Annotated in this window: 17 protein-coding genes and 1 tRNA gene; 8 read left to right on the top strand and 10 right to left on the bottom strand. The window is 69.5% G+C overall.

All coding sequences use genetic code 11. From position 1 onward, the window contains the following. Positions 1 to 2 precede the first annotated feature (2 nt). Positions 3 to 512, top strand: coding sequence for a mycothiol transferase (locus tag I4J89_RS02065; protein ID WP_196412050.1), 510 nt, complete (start codon positions 3 to 5; stop codon positions 510 to 512). A gap of 13 nt (positions 513 to 525) precedes the next feature. Here the strand turns inward: I4J89_RS02065 and I4J89_RS02060 are convergent, their stop codons facing one another. Continuing rightward, on the bottom strand, positions 526 to 2112 hold the full coding sequence (locus tag I4J89_RS02060) for a GGDEF domain-containing protein (RefSeq protein WP_196412049.1): 1587 nt from the start codon (positions 2110 to 2112) through the stop codon (positions 526 to 528). 96 nt (positions 2113 to 2208) lie between these two features. Beyond that, positions 2209 to 3780: a fibronectin type III domain-containing protein gene (locus tag I4J89_RS02055; protein ID WP_230858173.1), complete on the bottom strand. Its 1572-nt coding sequence runs from the start codon at positions 3778 to 3780 to the stop codon at positions 2209 to 2211. A 74-nt stretch (positions 3781 to 3854) separates the two neighbouring features. Between I4J89_RS02055 and I4J89_RS02050 the strand changes: the two genes are divergently transcribed. Beyond that, positions 3855 to 4757, top strand: coding sequence for a hypothetical protein (locus I4J89_RS02050; protein ID WP_196412047.1), 903 nt, complete (start codon positions 3855 to 3857; stop codon positions 4755 to 4757). Here I4J89_RS02050 and I4J89_RS02045 read toward each other — a convergent pair. The 4 genes from I4J89_RS02045 to I4J89_RS02030 form a co-directional block, all read right to left on the bottom strand. After that, positions 4754 to 4936: a DUF4236 domain-containing protein gene (locus I4J89_RS02045; RefSeq protein WP_196412046.1), complete on the bottom strand. Its 183-nt coding sequence runs from the start codon at positions 4934 to 4936 to the stop codon at positions 4754 to 4756. The genes I4J89_RS02050 and I4J89_RS02045 overlap by 4 nt on opposite strands. A 64-nt stretch (positions 4937 to 5000) precedes the next feature. After that, positions 5001 to 5456, bottom strand: a complete 456-nt coding sequence (locus I4J89_RS02040; RefSeq protein ID WP_196412045.1) for an RrF2 family transcriptional regulator — start codon at positions 5454 to 5456, stop codon at positions 5001 to 5003. 66 nt (positions 5457 to 5522) lie between these two features. Then, positions 5523 to 6485: a helix-turn-helix transcriptional regulator gene (locus tag I4J89_RS02035; protein WP_196412044.1), complete on the bottom strand. Its 963-nt coding sequence runs from the start codon at positions 6483 to 6485 to the stop codon at positions 5523 to 5525. A 195-nt stretch (positions 6486 to 6680) separates the two neighbouring features. Beyond that, positions 6681 to 7112, bottom strand: coding sequence for an SsgA family sporulation/cell division regulator (locus tag I4J89_RS02030; RefSeq protein WP_014446635.1), 432 nt, complete (start codon positions 7110 to 7112; stop codon positions 6681 to 6683). A gap of 309 nt (positions 7113 to 7421) precedes the next feature. Here I4J89_RS02030 and I4J89_RS02025 point away from each other — a divergent pair, with 309 nt between their 5' ends. From I4J89_RS02025 to I4J89_RS02010, 4 genes are all read left to right on the top strand, one after another. After that, positions 7422 to 7796 (top strand): TIGR02611 family protein, encoded by a 375-nt coding sequence (locus I4J89_RS02025; RefSeq protein ID WP_309238149.1) that lies wholly within the window; start codon positions 7422 to 7424, stop codon positions 7794 to 7796. Positions 7797 to 7847: 51 nt separating this feature from the next. Next, positions 7848 to 7919: transfer RNA gene (locus I4J89_RS02020), tRNA-Val, on the top strand. A 271-nt stretch (positions 7920 to 8190) separates the two neighbouring features. Then, positions 8191 to 8463 (top strand): hypothetical protein, encoded by a 273-nt coding sequence (locus I4J89_RS02015; protein WP_196412042.1) that lies wholly within the window; start codon positions 8191 to 8193, stop codon positions 8461 to 8463. 330 nt (positions 8464 to 8793) lie between these two features. Next, entirely contained in the window at positions 8794 to 9459 is a 666-nt protein-coding gene (locus I4J89_RS02010; RefSeq protein WP_196412041.1) for a response regulator, read from the top strand. A 158-nt stretch (positions 9460 to 9617) separates the two neighbouring features. Here I4J89_RS02010 and I4J89_RS02005 read toward each other — a convergent pair whose 3' ends face one another. Then, positions 9618 to 10826 carry a monooxygenase gene (locus I4J89_RS02005; RefSeq protein WP_230858172.1) on the bottom strand — a complete coding sequence of 403 codons (1209 nt, stop codon included), beginning with the start codon at positions 10824 to 10826 and terminating at the stop codon, positions 9618 to 9620. Between the two features lie 242 nt (positions 10827 to 11068). Here I4J89_RS02005 and I4J89_RS02000 point away from each other — a divergent pair, with 242 nt between their 5' ends. Beyond that, entirely contained in the window at positions 11069 to 13213 is a 2145-nt protein-coding gene (locus tag I4J89_RS02000) for an MMPL family transporter (RefSeq protein ID WP_196412040.1), read from the top strand. A gap of 74 nt (positions 13214 to 13287) precedes the next feature. Here I4J89_RS02000 and I4J89_RS01995 read toward each other — a convergent pair whose 3' ends face one another. Both I4J89_RS01995 and I4J89_RS01990 read right to left on the bottom strand, forming a co-directional pair. After that, positions 13288 to 14727 carry a HAMP domain-containing sensor histidine kinase gene (locus I4J89_RS01995; RefSeq protein WP_309238148.1) on the bottom strand — a complete coding sequence of 480 codons (1440 nt, stop codon included), beginning with the start codon at positions 14725 to 14727 and terminating at the stop codon, positions 13288 to 13290. Continuing rightward, positions 14724 to 15416, bottom strand: a complete 693-nt coding sequence (locus I4J89_RS01990) for a response regulator transcription factor (RefSeq protein WP_196412039.1) — start codon at positions 15414 to 15416, stop codon at positions 14724 to 14726. The genes I4J89_RS01995 and I4J89_RS01990 overlap by 4 nt, the downstream gene beginning before the upstream one ends. Before the next feature lie 774 nt (positions 15417 to 16190). Between I4J89_RS01990 and I4J89_RS01985 the strand changes: the two genes are divergently transcribed. Beyond that, on the top strand, positions 16191 to 19166 hold the full coding sequence (locus tag I4J89_RS01985) for an AfsR/SARP family transcriptional regulator (RefSeq protein ID WP_196412038.1): 2976 nt from the start codon (positions 16191 to 16193) through the stop codon (positions 19164 to 19166). A 153-nt stretch (positions 19167 to 19319) separates the two neighbouring features. On the opposite strand, the gene I4J89_RS01980 is transcribed toward I4J89_RS01985, so the two are convergent. Then, a complete protein-coding gene (locus tag I4J89_RS01980) occupies positions 19320 to 19811 on the bottom strand; it encodes a DUF3592 domain-containing protein (protein WP_196412037.1) in 492 nt (163 codons plus the stop codon). Between the last annotated feature and the right edge of the window lie 17 nt (positions 19812 to 19828).

Raw genomic sequence — 19828 nt, 5'->3', positions numbered from 1 at the left:
GGATGACTATCGAGTTCCCGTCGCCGACCGACCCCGCCGCCGACCGTGCCGAGGTCTTCGTCCGGTACCTGGACTACTTCCGGGAGAGCCTGCTGGCGAAGGTGTCCGCACTGCCCGAGGCCGAGTTGCGGTCCAGCCGGCTCGCCTCCGGCTGGACCCCGCTGGAGCTCGTCAAGCATCTGCGCTGGGTGGAGCTGCGCTGGATCGAGTGGGGCTTCCAGGGCCGGCCGGTCGGCGATCCCTGGGGCGACCGGCGCGACGACCGCTGGCACGTCGCGGACTCGGAGACCGTGGACGAGCTGGCCGCCGCGTTGCGGGCCCAGGGCGTACACACCGCCGCCGTGATCACCGGCACCGACCTGGCGGCGATCGGGCAGCCGGGACCGCGCTGGGACGGCGCACCTCCGCCGCCGCTCGAGCGGATCTGCTTCCACCTGGTCCAGGAGTACGCCCGGCACCTCGGGCACCTGGACATCGTGGCCGAGCTGGCGGGCGGTCCGGTCGGCGAGTGAGGCGGCCGGCCCGCTACAGGGCGAGGTCGGCGATCACCCGGTCGCGGCCGTCGCGCTTGGCGGCGTACAGGTTGCAGTCCGCCTGGGCGAGCAGCGCGGAGAACGAACCGTGCCCGTCCGGCGTGGTGGCGGTGACCCCGATGCTGGTGGTCACCGGGAGCGTGCCGGTGATCGGCTGCCAGGCGTGCGCGCGCAGCCGCAGCCGGAGCCGTTCGCAGCGCAGAGCCGCCTCCCGGGCATCAAGTCCGGGGAAGATCAGCAGGAACTCCTCGCCGCCCATCCGGGCCGCGACGGCCGAGCCGCCCGCCGTCTCCTCCATCAGCAGTTCGGCGACCTGCTGGAGCACGGTGTCGCCGGTGGCGTGCGAGAGCGTGTCGTTGACCCGCTTGAAGTGGTCCAGGTCGATCAGGGCGACCGCCAGCGGGCGGCAGCTGCGCGCCGCCTCCTGCAACAGGTCCGGCACCCGCTCGTTGATGTAGCGGCGGTTGTAGAGGCCGGTCAGCGCGTCCCGGTGGGCCATCTCCCGGAAGTGCTCGCTGGCTCGGCGTGCCTCGTTCGCCTCGAAGACGGCCTGCAACGCCCGGGCCCGGGCGTCGCGCTGCGCCGAGTGCTGGGCGGTCGCGGCGGCGTAGAAGGCGCGATGCTCCTCGTACGCCTCGGCGAAGCGGCCGGTCGCCGCGTACAGGGCGGCTTGTTCCTGACGCAGCCGGGCACCGATCGAGGCCAGTTCCCGGTCCGCGCACACCCTCCGGTTCGTGTCCAGAGCGGCCTGGGCGTCGTCGTACCGGCCGTCCAGACGGCGAGCCAGGGCCAGCGTGAGCAGGCACTCCGCGACCGCGTCACCCTCGTTGGCGGCGACCCGGTCGTCCAGGACGGGTGCGAGCAGGACCTCGACAGCCGCATACCGGCCGCTCATCATCTCCACCCGGGCCATGGTGTCGAGCTGGTTGGCGCCGACCTGGACGCCGGAGAGCGCGTGTACCTCGCGCATCTGCTCGACGAGGTGCCGGGCCTTCGGCTCGTCGTCCTGCTCGAACGCGCTGTACGCCATGTTGTTGAGCGCGAGCAGCATCGTCTCGTGGTCTCCGGAGGTCGCGGCCAGGGCCAGAGCCTCCCGGGCACGCTGCTCGCCGTCCGCCGGCGAGCCGACCTCGTCCAGGGCCACCGAGAGCGACAGCAGATGTCGGGCCCGGGTGACCGGCGGCACGTCGTCCGGAAGCCCGGAGACACCCTGCACCGCGTGGGTCAGGGCGTCGGAGAAGTCGCCCACCGCCCGGTAGAAGATGGAGAGCTCACGGTGCACACGGGCGAGCAGGTAGTCGGCGTGGTGCTCCTCCGCCCACGCCCGGACCTGGTGCGCGATCTGCCCGGCCTCGCCGGTGCGCCCCTCGCGGAGCAGCACGCCGGCCAGCAGCAGCACGGCCCGCTGTTCCAGCTCCTCCGCGCCGAGCTCACCGGCCCGGCGCTTGAGCTCCGCGGCCGGCGCCCGCACGGTGCGGAAATGCGACATGGGACGACCCTCGAGCTCCGCCACCGCGGCTTCGAGGGCCGCCAGCTCGGAATGAAGCGTCGGGATGCGGCTCGCCGTATCGGTCGTCACACTGTCCCTGCTTCCTGTGGTCTCCGTGACGATTCACGGTGCCATCAACCGGGTCGCAACTCGGGTAGCGGACGGTTGCGAGAAGGTTGCTTCGGGTCAGCGACGGGTGCAGACCGGGGCGGAGGCGGCGTCCCCCACGGCGATCGTGAAGCAGTAGTTCAGCTCCCCGTTGAGGCTGTAGACGACGAACTCGGACGCGCCGGCGGGCAGCTCCTGGAATTTGCGGAGTTCCGTCCCGGCCTGGCCGCCGGAGACGTGCACCGGCCCGTCGGCGTTGCTCGGGTACGTCCACTGCAACGTCACGCTGTCCCCGCCGTCCCGGATCCGTACGTTCTGCGGTGCGCCGGGATCACCGGTGGCGGTGAGCGGCGCGGCGGACTGCACCGGTGGCACGACCGAGGGCGGGGTCTGCGCGCGGGGCGTGGCGCCGTCCGCGTCCGGCAGGGTCAGGATCACCACGGCGGCGGCCGCGGCCACCCCACCGGCGAGCACGGCGGCGAGAAGCAGCGGATGCGTCCCGCGAGCCTTCTCCGTCCGGTCGCTGAGCACCGGCAGCCGCGAGTTCGGCGGCTCGGTCAGCGTGCTGGGCCGGGCCGACCCGACCGGTACGGCCCGGCCGTCCTCGCCGTAGTCGGGGGCCCGGTTGCCGGGCAGCGGGGGAGGAGTGTCCGCCCGGGCGTGCCGGCCGGTCAGGTCGCCGGGCAGCCGGTGCACGTCACTGAGGTAGAGCGGCTGTTGATAGACGCTGCCGTTCGGATCGGTGGGCCGGTTGTCCGGCGGCGGCATCTCCAGCTCCCGCAAGCCGGCTGGAGCCGGGTAGACGGTGCCGCTGGGATCGGTGGACCGCTCGTCCGGCGGAGCCTGCCCGGATGCCTCCGCCGGAAACGGTGGCCGGCGGATCGGTCCGGGGTCCGGCACGGTGGGGCGGCGCGGGAAGGGCCGGAACGGTATGTCGCCGCTCTGCTCCATCCGGCCGCAGGTGTGCCGGCCGGACGGTTTGGCGGCGGCCAGCGCGGTGGCCTGCCGGGTCAGCGGGTGCTCGGCGGGCAGGTAGCGGGTGCTCAGCTCCTGAGCCAGCGCCAGGTGCTCGCGGGACTCCTGGTCGCGGCCGCAGTCGCGCTCCATCGCGCCGAGCCGGGCCAGCATCTTGACGCCGGCGGGGGCGGCGTCGCCGTACACATCGCGGTGATGCCGCCAGGCGCGCGACAGCCGGGCCCGGGCGGTGCCGCAGTGGCCGGCGGCGTGCTCGGCGACGGCCAGGTCGGCCTCGGCGGCGAGCACCCGGGGCGCGTCCGGACCGTCCACCCGGGCGAGTTCGCCGACCAGGTCGTGATAGACGAGGGCGGCCCGGCCGTGCTGGCCGATCCGCTGCAGGACGGCGGCGTGGGTAGCCGCTGCGGCGATGGTGCGCTCGTCGCGGGCGCCGTGCAGGCGCTCCTCGGCGGCGTGCGCGAACGCGGCCCAGAGCCGGGCCGACTGCGGATCGCCGAGTGCGATGAGGATCCGGGCGTGCAGGGCGGCGGCAACCGCCAGATCCGCGGTGGCGCGGCGGGGATCGGCGTCCGCGTTCCGCAGGACGTCGTCCAGAACGGCTCGGGCGCCCACGAGATCACCGGCCGACGTCAACGTCTGCGCCTGCGCGGTCAGTTCAGCGAGCGGTGGGGGCATGTACCTCATAGTGCTCGGTTGAATACCGTAGGTACAAGTTTCGGGCGACGAAGTGGACACGGTACAAACTTCCTATGTCCCCGATCGGCACGGTCAAACGCGAACTGCTCATCCGGCACCTCCAGGCCTGGGCGCCCGGAGCGCTGCACCGCGCCCGGCGGGTGATCTATGTGCACGGCTACGCGGACGCCGACGGCGGCGCCGCGGCCGAGGCGGCGGTGCGGGTCCTCGCCGATCTGCCGGACCTGGCCCGCGGCCGGGAACTGTCCATGGTGGCGGTCGGTGACGACGTTGCCGGGGTGACCGCGGTGCTCACCGCGGCTCAGCAGGACGCCGGAGCCGCGGCGGGGCTGGCCGTGCTGCCGGTCGGGGGCGGGACGGACGAGCGGCTTCCGGTGGCGCTCAAGGCGGCGGGTGCGTCACGCGTACCGATGCTGGGTTTTCTGGACGCGTCGGCCGCGAGTGAACCGCCCAGGCCGGCCACGATCGCGGCGATGGCCGCGGGCAAGCCCGCGGAGGTCCTGCTGGTGCTGCCGCCCGCCACGTCGCTGGATCCCTATCGGGGCACGGGCTTTCCCCTGCTCACCGCGGCCGAGCTGGCCACCGGGCCGGAGCCCGGCGAGGTGGTGGCTTTCGCCACCACCTCCGCGAAGAGCCTGGAGAGCTTCAAAGAGGCACTCTGGGCGGTCGACGAGTTCGCCGGGGTACGCCTGCGCGACCCCGCCGACCCGGAACGCCACCTGATCGACATCTCGCTTCAGCCGCACCCCGGTCCGCTGCGCCGCGAACTGCTGGCGCATCTGGCCGCGGTGGGTACCGCGACGGTGACCGAGTTGCGAACGTTCACGCTGACCGAGACCGTCTATCGGGCGGCGGACGCCAACCGGGTGTTGCACGCAATGATCGATGCCGGAGCCGTCACCCGGCGGCCGGAGCACGGCCGCCTGGGTGGTGACGTTCTCATCGGACCGGCTTAGCGGCTACCGGACTTGTCCTGCTTCCACGACACCGGGCCGGGCAGGTCGTAGCGGTGCGCGCGGGTCTTGGAGTTCCACGACCACCGGCCGATCTTGAAGGTCCAGGACGAGTAGCCGTTCTCGGTGAAGTTCAGGATCAGGGGGCCGAACTTCTTGCGGCTGCGGAACACGAGTCCCATCGGAGCGTCTCCTATCTGTTTTGCAGATGGGCGCACGGTTCCCGATAGTCCCGATTGACAAACGTCAGCGTGGCTGCCAGGCGTCCGGGCGGGTGGTCAGCTTGCGCACGTGCGCCGGCATCCGCCCGCTGATCAGCTCGGCGAGGCTCACCTCGTCGACCACCTCGCGAACCGCCGCGCGCACCGCCACCCAGAGGTTCGGCAGGTTCTCGGCGGCGCCCGCGTACTGCGTCTCCTCCGGACGGAGCCCCCGCACCCCGGCCAGCGGACCGTCCACCGCCCGCAGGATCTGACCGATCGTCACGTCCCGCGGTGGGTGGGACAGCGTGTAACCGCCCTCGGCACCACGCTGCGCACGCACTACGCCGGCGCGCCGCAGGTCGGCGAGCACCGCCTCGAGGAACTTGCGGGGCATTTCCTGGTCCTGGGCAATGGCTTGGGCGGACATCAGTGCGGGGTAGGCCTGCGCCAAACTGAGGGCGGCCCGGACCGCGTAGTCGCCACGCGCGGAGATCTGCACCTGACTATCATGCCTCGGCGCCGCATCCCGGGATGCACATACCCCACGGTTTTGTGGGAATTACCGTCAGTCGACGGGCGGTCGCTGTCCGGGTATCCCACTCGGACGGTCGGTGGTGAAGCGGGCGCGGAACTGCCCGGGGCTCAGTCCGGTCTCCCGGTGGAAGAAGCGCCCGAAGTTCGTCGGCTCGCCGAAACCCAGGCTGCGCCCCACTTCGGCCACCGACAGCGGGGTGGCCGCGAGCAGCCGCCGGGCCTGCAACGCCACCCGGTCGTCCACCACCTGCTTGGCGGTGCGGCCGGTGAGGGCCAGGCTGGCCCGGGTCAGCGTACGGACGGAGCAGCTCAGTTCGGCGGCGTAGTCCTCGACCCGGCGGGTGTGCGGATAGCCCTCCTCCAGGCGGCGGCGGAACCGTTCGAACGTACGGCTCTCGACGTGCCCGGCCGCCGCCGGTCCCGGATCGAGCAGACTGAGGCGCAGCAGCAGGGCGGCCAGCTCGTGGCGGAGCAGGGCCGCGGCGGCCGCACCCGGTACGCCCTCGGTGTCCCGGGCCAGCCGCTCGAAGGCGGCCCGGAAGGCGTCCGGGTCCGGCAGGGTCAGCGGTTCCCGGGCTGGGCCGTCCGGATCGTCGGGCGTGAGGCCGGGGAGTTCGTCGGGGGCGAAGAGACCGGACCGGAAGATGATGGTCACGGCCGGACCGGGCTCGTCCTTCTCGTCCCGCGCGTCTCCCGGGACCTCGCCGTCCGGGTCCGGCCCGGTCTGCTCGGCTCGGCCACGCGCCGCCGCCGGCTTCTCGAATCGGACCGCCTGCCCTGGTCGCAACCAGAGCAGTGTCCCCGGCTCGCAGGTGTGCTGGGTGAAGTCGATCTCGGCGATCAGCCGCCCGGTGACCGTGAGCACGAGTGCGTGACACCCGAGGAGGTCGGTGGCGGCGCCTGCGGCCACCGGCAGAGGGCAGCTTCCGATACCGGCCCACTCCGGCGGAAGACGGGCGGCCATCGGGTCGGTGACATGAATGAGTGCTGGCATCGGCGCACACAGTAACCGTCGATGACCGTCAACGCGACCACTAGCGCACTTGCTGAACCTTTTGTCCGTTTTCCGGCTCGGTATTCGCTATATGTTCGATTCCGATTTCTTTTCGGAGATCACTTCCTTTTCCGGATAAAGGGCGACCCGCGTGGACCGGCAGTGTCCGCGCGGGTCGCCCTTAAACCGTTGTTGCTATCGCCCGGCCAGCAGGCGGTTGACCGCCGCGTCCACGTCGAGATGATCCGACTCCCGGCCACGCGGCACCACCACATAGGTGCGCCGCAGGAACCGGACCAGGACGCTGCGCGGTACCTCGAACAGCGCGTTGCCGTCGGGCGACGACAGTGCCAGGGCGACGAAATCGCCCCGCGGCGTGGCCCACGGCCACACCCGGACGTCGCCGATCCCGGCCGGCTCATCGAGCCCGGTCACGAGCAGTTCCCGCGCAAAGGACCAGCTCACGGCTTCCCCACCGGCTGATTCTGCGTGGAACAACACGTGGACCGCATATGGGTCGGCTGGGTCGTAGCGCAGGCTGGCGCGTACCGGCAGTGCCGTCGCGTCAGGCGCTACGAGCCGCAGCGAGGTTTCGACCTCGACGGTCGTTGGACGAATGGTACTCATGGACGAACTCCCCCCGGCACCGCTGCGAGGCTGGTGAACCCCGCGTTTCCCATACTCAGGTGATCCCTGTCGTTACGCTCCGCCATACGCTGATCTCACCCAGTAGTGGGAAGACGGTTCCGAAAACGCCTCCGCGCAGGACGTAAAGCGATATCTTGTCCTGTTCTGCCCAGGTACTCGGTTCCGCCCGGCGTCGGGTGGTCCAGCAGTTGACTTACTCCGGTAACGTCCATTCCTCCCGGGCGGTGACGGGGCTCCGGGACACTGGGGGATGAAATGGGTGTAAAACCGGATGACGGGGTAACGAACGTGCGTGTGCTCGACCGTATCCGGTCCAACTCGACCGGACGCCTCGCTCTGAAGATCACGGTCGGCGTGGTCGGCGCGCTGGTGGTGGCGATCGGCATCGTCCTGATCCCGTTCCCCGGCCCCGGCTGGGCGATCGTGATCCTCGGTCTGGCCATCCTGGCGATCGAGTTCGTGTGGGCGAAGAACCTGCTGGAGTTCACCAAACGCCACGTGCAGAGCTGGACACACTGGGTCGGCCGGCAGAGCCTCCCGATCCGCGCCGTGATCGGCGTGGTGGGCATGCTGTTCATCAGTGCCGTGGTCTGGACCGCGGTCTACCTCAGCATGGACATCAACCTGGTGACCTGGACGCTGGACTTCGTGCGGGGCTGGTGACCCCTGGTTCGCGGACCGGTCGCGGCGTCCGGTAGAGTCTGGATCCGTTGAGGGCGATTAGCTCAGCGGGAGAGCGCTCCGTTCACACCGGAGAGGTCACTGGTTCGATCCCAGTATCGCCCACGAGTACGTTGAGCTGCGAAAAGGCCTGCCGCGATGATCCACTGCGGTGGGCCTTTTGTCATGGTTCTGGGAGCAGGCCGGGTGACCACTCCATCGGCTACCGGCAAAGCCAGACGCCTTCTCCTTGGTGGCGAATGGTGTAGTCGTTCGGGCGCCGGACGCAAACGGTGTCCCCGCGTACCCGGATGTAGTCGCCCGCTTCCAACGTCAAAGCCCTGAGAAGCTCTACCGCCCAGTCGCCGGCTTCCATCATTTCATCAAGGCCGCGCGGATGGGGACCGGACTCGGTGACGCCGTGGAGGCGGGCGCCATCCTGGCCGAAACAGGCGAGATCGGGCCCCGGCTGGTGGGATTCGCCGCGGTTGACGACTGGCGCCTGGCGGCGTTCGAGGGTGAGGCGCTGACGTGGTGGAGCGCCGCCGACGTAGCGGGGCTGCTCGCGGTCATCTGGTTCGGGTCGCTCCAGACGTTGCCGCGGGCGGGCATGATCCCGAGAAGCTGCTGCGGGGTTCCCCCTGGTGTGAGGCGCCGGCCGAACACGTGAACGTCGTGCTCGCCGGCTTGACGGGGCGGGTGTGGCGAGAAGGACTGTGCAACGAGAACAGCTCCCTGGTTGACCTTCGCCAGGTTGCCGCATCCTCATGCGCGACAGCGGCCCACTCACCGACGGACACGCGCGGGCGGCCAACCGGCCTGAGCGCCGTTTAACGGTCGTTTCAGGTTCGCTCGGTAGGAAGTGGGCGTCGCCGGGCGATGCGGGTCCCGGCCTCGCCGGCATGGCCGGACGCGCCGCGCTCTACGGCGGCACGGTCTGCACCGGCCCCCCGCCGGACGGCGACTGGAGCGTCCATTTGATCCTGAAAGGCAGCCATCCATGATCTCTGTCTTCGTGGTGGACGCCCAGCCGCTGCAGCGCTTCGGGTTTCGCATGCTGCTGGAGAGCACCCCCGACACCGAGATCGTCGGCGAGGCCGAGAACGGCGCCGAGGCCGTTCGGCGGATCACCGAGCTGCGTCCCGACGTGGTGCTGATGGACATCCGCATGCCGGGCGTCGACGGGATCGAGGCCACCCGGCGCATCGTCGCAGCCGGCGGGCGTTCGCGGATCCTGGTGCTGACGACGTTCGACGTGGAACGGTACGCATTCGCCGCGCTGCGGGCCGGGGCGAGCGGTTTCTTGCTCAAGGACATCCGCCCGGAGGAGTTGCTCGCCGGCATCCGGGCCGTCGCCGCCGGGGACGCGGTGATCGCGCCGGCGCTGACTCGGCGGCTGCTCGACGCGTTCGCCGACCGGCTCGACGATGACCTTTGCGGGCCCGCGCGGGAGGACCCCCGGCTGAACTGCCTGACCGGCCGTGAGCGCGAGGTCCTCGTCGCCATCGGCCATGGCCTCACCAACGGCGAGATCGCGCAACAGCTCACGCTGTCGGAGTCGACGGTGAAGACCCACGTCGGGCGGGTCCTCGCCAAGATCGGCGCACGGGACCGGATCCAGGCCGTCATCCTCGCCTACGACCTGAGACTCATCCGGCCGGTTTAGCACTTCATCTCGCGCGTCCGTCGAGGGCGCGACCGTAGTTCCCAGCCGCTCCGGGCCGATCCGCTGCCGGGTCCGCCCGAACGGCACGTCACCGTGTGAGCTCAAAGCTGTTTGTCGGCTCGTTGACCTCGGTGAGCTCACACACGTTCGACGCCTCCTCAGGACTTGCGGAGGGAGACTGTCATGATGCCCGTACACATCTCGTCGCTGGTGCCGTCACCCCACACCACGTAGCGGGGCGGCAGCTTCTTCAGCTGCGGCAGTTGTTTGCGCAGCCCCGCGTCGTGCGTACACGTCACCCGCAGCGTGTCCCCCGGACCGACCTCCACCGGCGACGGCAGCTTCACCAGCCGCTGGTTGTCGAAGTCGAACTGCGGCACGTCCAGGACGACCTTGGCCTTCGGCGTGCCCGGGTTGAGTTCGACCTTCAAGGCCCGCCCGAGCATGTGCATGTGGCCGAAACCGGCGAACAGCGTCATCGGCGCCTCCACCTTGTGGTCGCAGGTCTGGGTGTTACCGGGCTTCGGCACGCCCCGGCCGCACTCCTCCACCTGACGGTCCGCCATTTCACCGACATCCGGCCCGAACCGCTTCGTCACGTCCGCAATCGAGGCCGCCCGGTCACAGAGCGGACCCGACTCGTCGGCGGCGCAGGGCAGGTCGGTCGGCGCGTCGACCGACCACGTTTCGAGTTCACGGGTCTGCGGAGTGCCGTCCGTCAGCCGCAGCCGCACCGCCGAACGGTCCGACCCGGTCGGCTTGCCGTCGGTTGCGAGCAGGTTGTAGTGGATCTGGAGGACGAGCAGGCTGCCCGGCTCCAGCTTGTGGCCGGCGTCCTGGTCGAGCAGCGTCTCCACGGCTCCCGGCGCCCAGGTGTCCACCCACGCCGCGTCCCCCTCTTCGACCTCGGCGCCGGCCACGCCGGTCCCCCCGAAACACTGCCAGCCGAGACCAGGGGTCTTCGCGTCCTGCTTGCGCACCGCGGCAGCGCCGGCCGGCGGCACCGCGTACACGATGGCGTGGTGCGCGATGGCGACGTTCTCCGGTGCGAATTGGGTCCCGGTCAGGAACGCCGTCTTGGTCAGGCCCGGATCGATCACCTGGCACCGGTACTCGTCCGAGCCGCCGCCCTCGGGCGGCGCGGGCGTGTAGGACTCGGCCATCCTCAGGTCGACGAACCGCTCGCCGGCCCGCAGCGGCTGTGGAGGAGCTGACGACCCGTCCGCGTGCGCGCTGTGCGGGCCGGCCGCGGCGGGCGGGGCATGGTCGTCGGCGTCCGACCCGCAGGCGGCCACGACAGCGAACGCCGCTACCAGTGCCATGGTGCCCGCCCCGAATTTCCACAGTGGGCTTTCAGGTTTCGTCATAGCTCGAAAACTAGGTCCGATTCCGTCCTGTTTCGTCGTACTGCGGTCGTCATTCTCGTGAGCGGGGCGGCACCGCGGTACTACCCTCCGGAGCGCCGTCCGGCACCCGCGCCGTGGTACGCGGCTGGGGGCGCCTACTGCAGAAGACCCGGGCTGAGCGCCGCTTTAACGGTCGTCTCAGATTCGCTCGGTACGAATTCGGCCTCGAATGAGCGACGTAACGCGCATGTAGGAGGCTATTGATGGCAGTCAACGCAGCGCCGTCCAGGGAAGCGCCGCCCGGTCGGCTGGCAGGCCGCTGGGTGCCGTGGTTGGTGATCGGCTTGTGGGTGGCGCTGGCGGCGGGCATGGTGCCGTTGAGCGGAAAGTTGAGCTCGGTCACCACCGACAGAGCCGTGGACACCCTGCCGGCCGGTGCCGAGTCCACCAAGGTGGCGGTCCTGGAGGACAGTCTCCCCAGCGGCGAGGACAACACGTTCGTCTTCGTGTATCACCGCGCCGGCGGCATGACCGACGCCGACCGTGCGACGGTCGAGCGCCACTACGACACCCTTGCCAAGCGGTACCCGCCGAAGGCGGCGGCCGGCGAGGACGGCGACGGCCCACCGACGAGACTCTCCACCGACGGCAAGGCGATGATGTTCACCCTGGACGTGAGCACGGCCTACGGCGGACCGGAGGCCATCGTCGGCCCGTTGCGTGACGCCGCGAAGGACCGCCCCGGAGGCCTGGAACTCGAGGTGACCGGCCCGGCCGCGGTCGACGGCGACATGGACGCCGTCTTCGACGGCATCGACCTGCAGGTCTTCCTCACCACCGTCGTCGTCGTCACGGTCCTGCTCATCCTCACCTACCGCAGCCCGGTGTTGTGGTTCATCCCGCTCGTGGTCGTCGGCGCGGCCGCACTGACCGCGATGGCGACCGTCTACCTGCTCGTCAAGGGCTTCGGCATCGTGGTCAACGACCAGAACTCGGCACTGCTGACGATCCTGGTGTTCGGCGTCGGCACGGACTACGCGCTGCTGCTCATCGCTCGATATCGGGAGACACTGCACCACCACGAGAACGTCCGGGTCGCGATGGTCCACGCGCTACGCGGCGCGGCGCCGGCCATCGTCGCGTCCGCGGCCACCGTGGTCGCCGGCCTGCTCTGCCTGCTCGTCGCGGACCTGAACAGCACCAGCGGGTTGGGCCCGATCGGTGCGGCCGGCATCCTGTGCGCGCTGGTGGCCATGCTGACGCTGTTCCCGGCGGTGCTCGTTGTGCTCGGCAGGCGGATCTTCTGGCCGGCCATCCCGCGGTTCAGTACGGCCGTGGAGGAGAAGCCGGGGCTGTGGGGACGGCTCGGCACCACCATCAGCCGCCGCCCGTGGGTGGCGACGCTCGGCTCGTTCGGAGTCCTCGGCGTGCTCGCCATCGGGCTGGCGGGCAACACCGGCGCCTTGCGGGAACAGGACCAGTTCCTGTCCGCGCCGGAGTCGGTCACCGGCTTCACTGTTCTCCGCCAGCACTTCCCGGAGCTCGGCGGCCAGCCGATGACGGTCTTCACACGGCCGGCGTACCAGGAGCGGGTGCTCGACGTCGTCAAGGGCACTCCCGGTGTGGCCGTGGCCGTCCCGGGTCAGACCAGCGGTGGCTGGGCCGACATCTCGGTGTTCCCGACGGACGCGCCGGACACCGTCGCAGAGTACGACACGATCAAGCGAGTGCGCACCGCCGTGCACGCGGTGAGCGGGGCGGAGGCGATCGTCGGCGGGCCGAGTGCGGAGAACCTCGACACCGAGGTGACCACCAGCCGCGACGAGAAGTTGGTGATCCCGCTGGTGCTCGCCGTCGTCCTGATCGTCCTCGGGCTGCTGCTGCGCGCGATCGTGGCCCCGCTGGTCCTGATGGCCACCGTGATCGTCTCGTTCGCCGCGGCCTTCGGCGGCAGCGTGTTCATCTTCGACACGATCCTCGGGTTCAAGGGCATCGACTATTCGGTGCCGCTGCTGGCATTCCTGTTCCTGGTGGCGCTCGGCGTCGACTACAACATCTTCCTGGCCAGCCGGGCCCGGGAGGAGACCGTGCGTCTCGGCACCGGACAGGGCATGCTCAAAGCCCTTTCCGCCACCGGTGGCGTCATCACCTCGGCAGGCCTGGTCCTGGCGGCCACCTTCGCGGTCCTCACCACACTTCCGCTGGTGATGCTGATCGAGGTCGGATTCCTGGTCGCCTTCGGCGTGCTGCTCGACGCCCTGCTGGTGCGGTCGGTCCTGGTGCCCGCCCTCACACTGCTGATCGGTCGGCGGATCTGGTGGCCGAGTCGGCTGTACCGGCCGACGGCGGAGCCGCCGAACGGGCCACAGCCGCTCGCCGACGATGAGGAGCTCGCGCTGCAACGGTGATCGCGGCGGTACGGAAGAGATCCGGGACGGGGACCCAGACCCGTCCCAGATCTCTTCCGTACCGCAGGGGCGGGTCAGCGCACCGCGGTGTCCTCCCCGGCGGTGAGCCGCGCGATCGGGGCGGGCAGGAGCGCGGCCGGAAGGTCGACCCGAAGCAGCGCGCCACCGCGTGCGGAACGGGCGACGGCGGCCCGGCCGCCGTGGGCGTGGACGACCCGCTGCACGATCGACAGCCCCAGGCCGGATCCCGGCAACGCCCGGGCGCTGTCGGCACGGTAGAACCGGTCGAACACCCGCGGTACGTCGGCGGCGTCGATGCCCGGTCCGGCATCGTCGACCTCGAGCACCGCCGACGCGCCCTCGGCACGGAGACGGACCTGGACCGGCTGGTCCGCGGGGGACCACTTGCCGGCGTTGTCGATGAGGTTGAGGACCGCTCGCTGGAGCGCAGCGGGACGCCCGCTCACCCACACGGAGGTCACGTCGAGCGCGACCTCGAGGTCGGGTACGCGGGAACGCACCTGGGTCGCGGCGGCCACCACCACGTCGGTGAGGTCGAGCAGTTCGGTGCTCTCGTCGCTGACGTCACCGCGCGCCAGGTCGGTCAGCTCGGCGGCAAGGGCGCTCAACTCGGCCACCTGGGCGCCGAGATCGTTGAGCAGCCGGGTACGGCTTTCCGCCGAGAGGGCAGTGTCGAGGGTGCCGCGCCGGTCGAGCCGGACCAGTAACTCGATGTTGAGGCGCAGGCTGGTGAGCGGGGTCTTGAGTTCGTGGGCGGCGTCCTCGGCGAGCAGCCGCTGGGCCCGCCGGGAGTCCCGGAGCGCGGCGAGCATGTCGTTGATCGCCTGGATCAGCCGCCGGATCTCCCCACCGCCCTCATCCGGGATGTCGGCGTCGAGATCCTGGGTGTTCGCGACACGTACCGCGGCGGCGGTCAGCCGGTCCATCGGTGCCAGTCCGGTCCGCGCCACGGTCCGCCCGACAACGGCACCGCCGACCACACAGAGAAGCCCGATCAGCAGCATGCCCAACCCGAACCGGTTGATCGGGCTGTCGTCGGCGACGTGGGCCACCTGCACCGCGCCGTCGCCCACCCGCAGCGTGTAGATGCGGTAGCCGTCGTCGTCGCCGTCCTTCGACTCCATCAGGTCGGCTGACGCGCCCTGCGCCACGCGCCCGGCGTGCTCGCTGACCTGGGGCAGTTCGGGTTGGCCGACGGGCGTCCGGGTCGAGCCGTCGGGCAGGATGACCCGCACCAGCCGACCGGATCCCGGATACGGCGGTAGCTGAACTTGCGCCAGACCGGCGCGCTCCGCGCTCGTCGCCAGAACGCGGGAGTCGGCGCGTAGCTGATTCTCGGCGGTGTTCTGCAGCTCCCAGTCCAGTAGCTCGCTGGCCACCTGGAATGCCACGAACACGCTGACCGCGATGGCCGTCGCCGCGATCACCGTCAACCTGGTCCGCAGGGACCGCCGGCGCCACCATCGGGTCAGCCGGCGGGGGTGCCTGCTCACGGAGGAGTCTGCCGCAACGTGTATCCCAGGCCGCGCAGCGTGTAGATCAATCGCGGCTCACCCTCGGCCTCCATCTTGCGGCGCAGGTAGCTCACGTATACCTGAAGGTTGTTGGCGGTGGTGCTCATGTCGAAGCCCCATATCGCCTCGAACAGCGCGTCGCGGGTCAAGACCCGGGTCGCGTTGCGCAGGAGAACCTGCAGGAGGGAGAACTCGGTCCGGGTCAGGCGCAGCGGCCGCCGGCCCCGCCAGGCCTCGAACCTGTCGGGATCGAGCCGGACGTCGGCGAACGACAGGATCTGCGACTCCCCGTCGACCGTCGTGCGCCGGCGCAGCAGGGCCCGCACCCGGGCCAGCAATTCCTCGGTGGCGAACGGCTTGGGCAGGTAGTCGTCGGCGCCCGCGTCCAGCCCCGTGACCCGGTCGGAGACCTGATCACGGGCGGTCAGCATCAGCACCGGCAGATCCCGACCCGCGGCCCGCAACCGCCGGCAGGTCTCCAACCCGCCGAGGCGGGGCATCATCACGTCGAGGATCAGCAGATCCAGCGTGTCACCGCCCGCCCCATCGACCCGGTCGAGCACGGCGAGACCGTTGGCGACGGTGCTGGTGTCGTAACCCTCGACCTGGAGCACCCGCTCCAGCGACTCACGGATGGCCGCGTCATCATCCGCGATCAGGATCCGCACGCTGGCGCCCCCTTCCAGTCGGTGCTTTTGCCGCTCATTCTCCCCGGTCAACCTGAAGCCAGGATTAGAGCCGTCGCCTCCGTGATGCCCGCGAGCCCTGCTCTTACGGATCCCTGCGCTCTGCTCTGAGCGCCCGACCTCCGGGGCGAATACCTCGCTGGCATGGGAGCAGCGAGATAGTGAACGGACCCGCCGGGCTGACCGGCTGGCGGCCTCAACGGTCCAGCGGCGCCGGGCAATTGCTTCTCACCAGGGCCGATTCCTGTTTCGGCCGGTCAGCGGCTCGGGTGGACAACGTTCACACCGGAGAGGTCACTGGCTCGATACCAGTATCGCCCACGAGTACGTTGAGCTGCGAAAAGGCCTGCCGCGATGGTCCATTGCGGTGGGCCTCACCCGGCAGGTTGAGCGCGGCTGGCCGAAGCCGGTCAGCCGCTCGCCGTTCGGGCCCCGTGGTTTGCGGTATGCAGACCACGGGGGTTCTGGCGGTTGACGCGAGACTTGAGCACCGACGCCGATTTGCCGTCGACAGCGCTCCGCACAGCTTCCTGCCTCGTGCTCCGGATGCCTAACCCAGTTCGCCGGATCCCGCCGACGAAATGAGCCCCCGATGACTCCGGCTCCGGTGCGCGTCGCAGGTCATGGCGGGCGTCGACTTCGCCCGTACGTGCCATCGTGACCAACGCCGTCATCGTTTCGTCCTCGGTCGGTCCTCTCTGGCCCGGGCCGTTCCTCGTACACTGCGCGGGAGATTGATGAGGGTGAGGGCGCGGCATGGAGTTCGGGATCCTGGGGCCGCTCGAAGTCCGGCATAACGGCAGGCAGGTTGCGATCGGCGGGGCGAAGCAGCGGCGTGTTGTCGCGACTCTGGCACTCAATGCCGGCCGGGTGGTTTCGCTGGGTCAATTGGTGGACGCCGTATGGGATGGCGAGCCTCCGGTCACGGCCCGCAAGCAGGTCCAGAATGCGGTGTCCGCGCTGCGGCGTACGCCTATGGGTGCGACGCTGGCGGCGGTAGGTCCCGGGTACGTGTTACAAGTCCCGGCTGAGCACGTGGATGCCGGGCGTTTTGAACATTGCCTGGCCGAGGCGCATGCGGCCCGGACCCGTCGGGATCTGGTGCACGCAGCCGAGAGACTGCGGGCAGGACTGGCGATCTGGCGTGGTCCCGCTCTTGCGGACGTCGGCGGCAGAACCGTATCGACTGCCTCGGGACAGCTCGAGGAAAGGCGGTTGTCGGCAGTCATAGCGTGGGCCGAGATCTCTCTCGAGCTTGGATCGCATGGTGCCGTCGCCGATGAGCTGAGCGCCGAACTCGATCGGTATCCGCTGTGTGAACCGCTGGCCGGCCTGCTGATGCTGGCGCTGTACCGTACCGGGCGGACCGCGGAGTCGCTGGTTTGCTACCAGCGGATCCGCCACACGATAGCCGAGGACCTGGGGGTGGACCCAGGTCCTGAACTGCAAAGCCAGTATCACCGGATCCTGGCCGCTGACCCGGCGCTGAATCCTCGGCCTGAGGCTTGGCTAACGCGCAACTATCTGCCACGAGACGTTGGGCATTTCACCGGCCGATTGGCCGAACTGGACCAGCTCATGTCTGTCGCGGACAGCGGCGGCGTGACAGTGATCCAGGCTATCGACGGAATGTCCGGCGTCGGCAAGACGGCCATGGCGGTGCATGTGGCACACCGTCTCGCCGGGCGGTTCGATGATGGCCAGCTGTTCATAGACCTGCATGGGCACACCGCCGGCCGCGAGCCATTGACGGCCGACGAGGCCCTCAACGTGCTGCTGCGCGCCGTTGGGGTTCCCGACGCCCGGATCCCGAAGGACCTGGATGAGAAGGCCGCGATGTGGCGGGGGGAGCTCGCCGGACGGCGCGTCTTGGTGGTCCTCGACAACGCGTTGGATTCCGTCCAGATCAAGCCGCTCTTGCCGGGTTCAGCCAGTTGTGCCGTCATGATCACGAGCAGGCGCCGATTGGCCGGACTGAATAGTGCGGAGGTGCTGTCGCTGGACACTCTGCCGCCGGATGACGCAGTTGTCTTGTTCCGTGCGGTCGCCGGGCCGGACCGTTGCGAGGCCGAGCCAGTGGCAGTCATCAAGGCGGTCCAGCTTTGCGGCCATCTGCCGCTCGCGATAAGCATCGCTGCCGCCCGGTTACGCGCACGTCCGCAATGGAGGGTGTCCGACCTGGTCGAGCGGCTGACCGACGACCATGGCAGGACGGAGTTGCTGCAGTCGGACGACCGGGGCATCACCGCCGCTTTCGCCCTGTCATATCAGCACCTTGTCAGTGCTGAGCAGCGCATGTTCCGTTTGCTTGGCTTGCATCCGGGCGCGGACATCGATGTCTTCGCCGCGGCGGCGCTGGCCGGCCTGCCCGCAGACGAGACGGAGCACATGCTCGACGCGCTGTGCGACATGCACCTGCTGATCGCGCATCTGCCTGGCCGGTACCGTCTGCATGACCTGGTGCGCGACTTCGCCCGGGCCATCGTCGAAGCTGACGAGCCGATTTCGCAACGGTCGGCCGCACGCGACCGCCTTCTGGATTATTACCTTCACGTCACTCAAATTGCCACAGAACTGGACAATCCTAGGCGTCCGCGCCTCGGCGCAAACCCTCGATACCGGCCAGCCGCTGTCCCTCAGCTCTCCAAGACCTCAGAAGTCCGGTCGTGGGTCAACGCCGAACATGCCAACCTCCTGGCTGCTGCCCGGCTCGCGGCGCATCATCGGACCGGCGATGACGGCTGGCAGCTTCCCCGCAACGTGGGCTCGCTCCTCTACGAAAACGGCCAGCACTCAGCGAGCCTGGAGGTGTTCAAGATGGCGCTGGCCGCATGCGGGACCGAGACCCCGTCCGCGGTGAAGTCCGCCTGCCTATTGGACGTCTCCTTGATGCACAAGGTGCTGGGCCAGTACCGGCTTGCACTCGACTTCCTCAATCAAGGCACAGCCATTGCCGCTCACTCGGGCGATCGCGACGGCATCGCCCGCTCGCTGATTCACAAGGCTGACCTGAGCAACCTCATCGGGTCGTTCACCGATGCCGTCATATACGCCACCCGGAGTATCGAGGTCTATCGTGAGCAGGGCGATCTGTGGCGTGAAGCGGTGGCCTTGACGGTGCTCATGGATGCTCTGAGTCGACTGGGACGCGATCGTGAGGCGATCGAGGCCGCGGATCAGGCAGCGCTCTCCCTCGACGGGTTCGCGAACCTGAGACAGGCGAGCGCCGTTCTGAGCCGACGGGGCACCGCCCACAGCCAGTTGGGTGAACACGACACCGCGATCCGGCTGCTCAGCCAGAGCGTGGACCTTGCCCGACAGGGTGAGGACCGGCGCTTCGAAGCCGACTATCTGCACCGGCTCGCAGAGGCGACTCGAAGATCCGGCCAGCCGCACGCGGCACTGAAACACGCGAACGAGGCACTCGCCATCCTCCACGACATCGCCGACCCGGTGGATCTAGCCGAGACACACAATGTGCTGGGTGAGATCCACAACGACATCCATGACTACGAAGTTGCGCTTACGCACTACCGCCGAACGCTTGAGATCACGACAAATGTTGAATACCGCGTGGCGAGGGCGCACGCTCACAACGGGATCAGCCGGTGCATGACAGCGCTCGGGCACCCCGACGCACGAGTGCACTGGCAACAAGCTCTAGCGATCTACGCTGAACTCGGCATTCCGCTGGTGGGCGGGGAGCAGACGGGCGATTCAGCAGCAGTGTGACGCCACCTGCTGACACCTGGCTACAAGATCATGCCGGCGCCTGTGGTCCTGCTCTTACGCAAGACCGCACGAACCCACTTCGCTCTCGGACCAGCGGACACCTGGGACAAGGTTCGCTGACACGACAGACACACACCTCAGTGGCAAGGGACATCAGGGCCAGTCTGAGGAGAAGCCGGGGGTGAACGGGTTGGTGTCGAGCAGGAACGAGCCGGACAGGAAGAGCGCTGCGGCGGCGAGGCCGAAGCAGACCAAGGCGAAGATCACCGCGCCGACAACGCCGCCGGTGCCGCTGGTGGGGGCCATCGCGGTCTGCGGACGGTCGGGGTCATAGACGATCTCGTACTCGGCGCCGGTCAAGTGGGAGTCGTAGCCGCCCAGGTCCTCGACCGGGGTGCGGATCTCCTGTCCGGCGGCGGTGACGAACCGGACGACCGGGATGAACGTGATCCGGCCCTCGGATCCAGACCGCTGCTGGTTCTCCACCACGACTGCCTTGGTCCGCCGGCCGGCCTCGGCCAGGTAGCGGGCTTGCCGCCAGCGGCGAACGGCAGCGGTAATCATGCCGACGCCCATAGCGGTCGGAATCAGTACGACGAAGGCCGTCACGAAGAGCCCAAACCAGCGCGAACCCTCGTCGATCATGACCACACTGTAGTGAA

The sequence above is a fragment of the Actinoplanes aureus genome, assembly GCF_015704865.1.
In the GTDB taxonomy this organism is placed as follows: domain Bacteria; phylum Actinomycetota; class Actinomycetes; order Mycobacteriales; family Micromonosporaceae; genus Actinoplanes; species Actinoplanes aureus.
Note: the sequence above shows the minus strand (reverse complement) of the source record. Positions and strands in the feature narration are given on the sequence as shown.

What these genes read in the sequence shown, in the direction of transcription:
- I4J89_RS02065 (WP_196412050.1), top strand. Translation starts at nt 3, where the DNA reads ATGACTATCGAGTTCCCGTCGCCGACCGACCCCGCCGCCGACCGTGCC.
- I4J89_RS02055 (WP_230858173.1), bottom strand. Translation starts at nt 3,780, where the DNA reads ATGCCCCCACCGCTCGCTGAACTGACCGCGCAGGCGCAGACGTTGACG.
- I4J89_RS02050 (WP_196412047.1), top strand. Translation starts at nt 3,855, where the DNA reads ATGTCCCCGATCGGCACGGTCAAACGCGAACTGCTCATCCGGCACCTC.
- I4J89_RS02045 (WP_196412046.1), bottom strand. Translation starts at nt 4,936, where the DNA reads ATGGGACTCGTGTTCCGCAGCCGCAAGAAGTTCGGCCCCCTGATCCTG.
- I4J89_RS02035 (WP_196412044.1), bottom strand. Translation starts at nt 6,485, where the DNA reads ATGCCAGCACTCATTCATGTCACCGACCCGATGGCCGCCCGTCTTCCG.
- I4J89_RS02030 (WP_014446635.1), bottom strand. Translation starts at nt 7,112, where the DNA reads ATGAGTACCATTCGTCCAACGACCGTCGAGGTCGAAACCTCGCTGCGG.
- I4J89_RS02015 (WP_196412042.1), top strand. Translation starts at nt 8,191, where the DNA reads ATGGGGACCGGACTCGGTGACGCCGTGGAGGCGGGCGCCATCCTGGCC.
- I4J89_RS02010 (WP_196412041.1), top strand. Translation starts at nt 8,794, where the DNA reads ATGATCTCTGTCTTCGTGGTGGACGCCCAGCCGCTGCAGCGCTTCGGG.
- I4J89_RS02005 (WP_230858172.1), bottom strand. Translation starts at nt 10,826, where the DNA reads ATGACGAAACCTGAAAGCCCACTGTGGAAATTCGGGGCGGGCACCATG.
- I4J89_RS02000 (WP_196412040.1), top strand. Translation starts at nt 11,069, where the DNA reads ATGGCAGTCAACGCAGCGCCGTCCAGGGAAGCGCCGCCCGGTCGGCTG.
- I4J89_RS01985 (WP_196412038.1), top strand. Translation starts at nt 16,191, where the DNA reads ATGGAGTTCGGGATCCTGGGGCCGCTCGAAGTCCGGCATAACGGCAGG.
- I4J89_RS01980 (WP_196412037.1), bottom strand. Translation starts at nt 19,811, where the DNA reads ATGATCGACGAGGGTTCGCGCTGGTTTGGGCTCTTCGTGACGGCCTTC.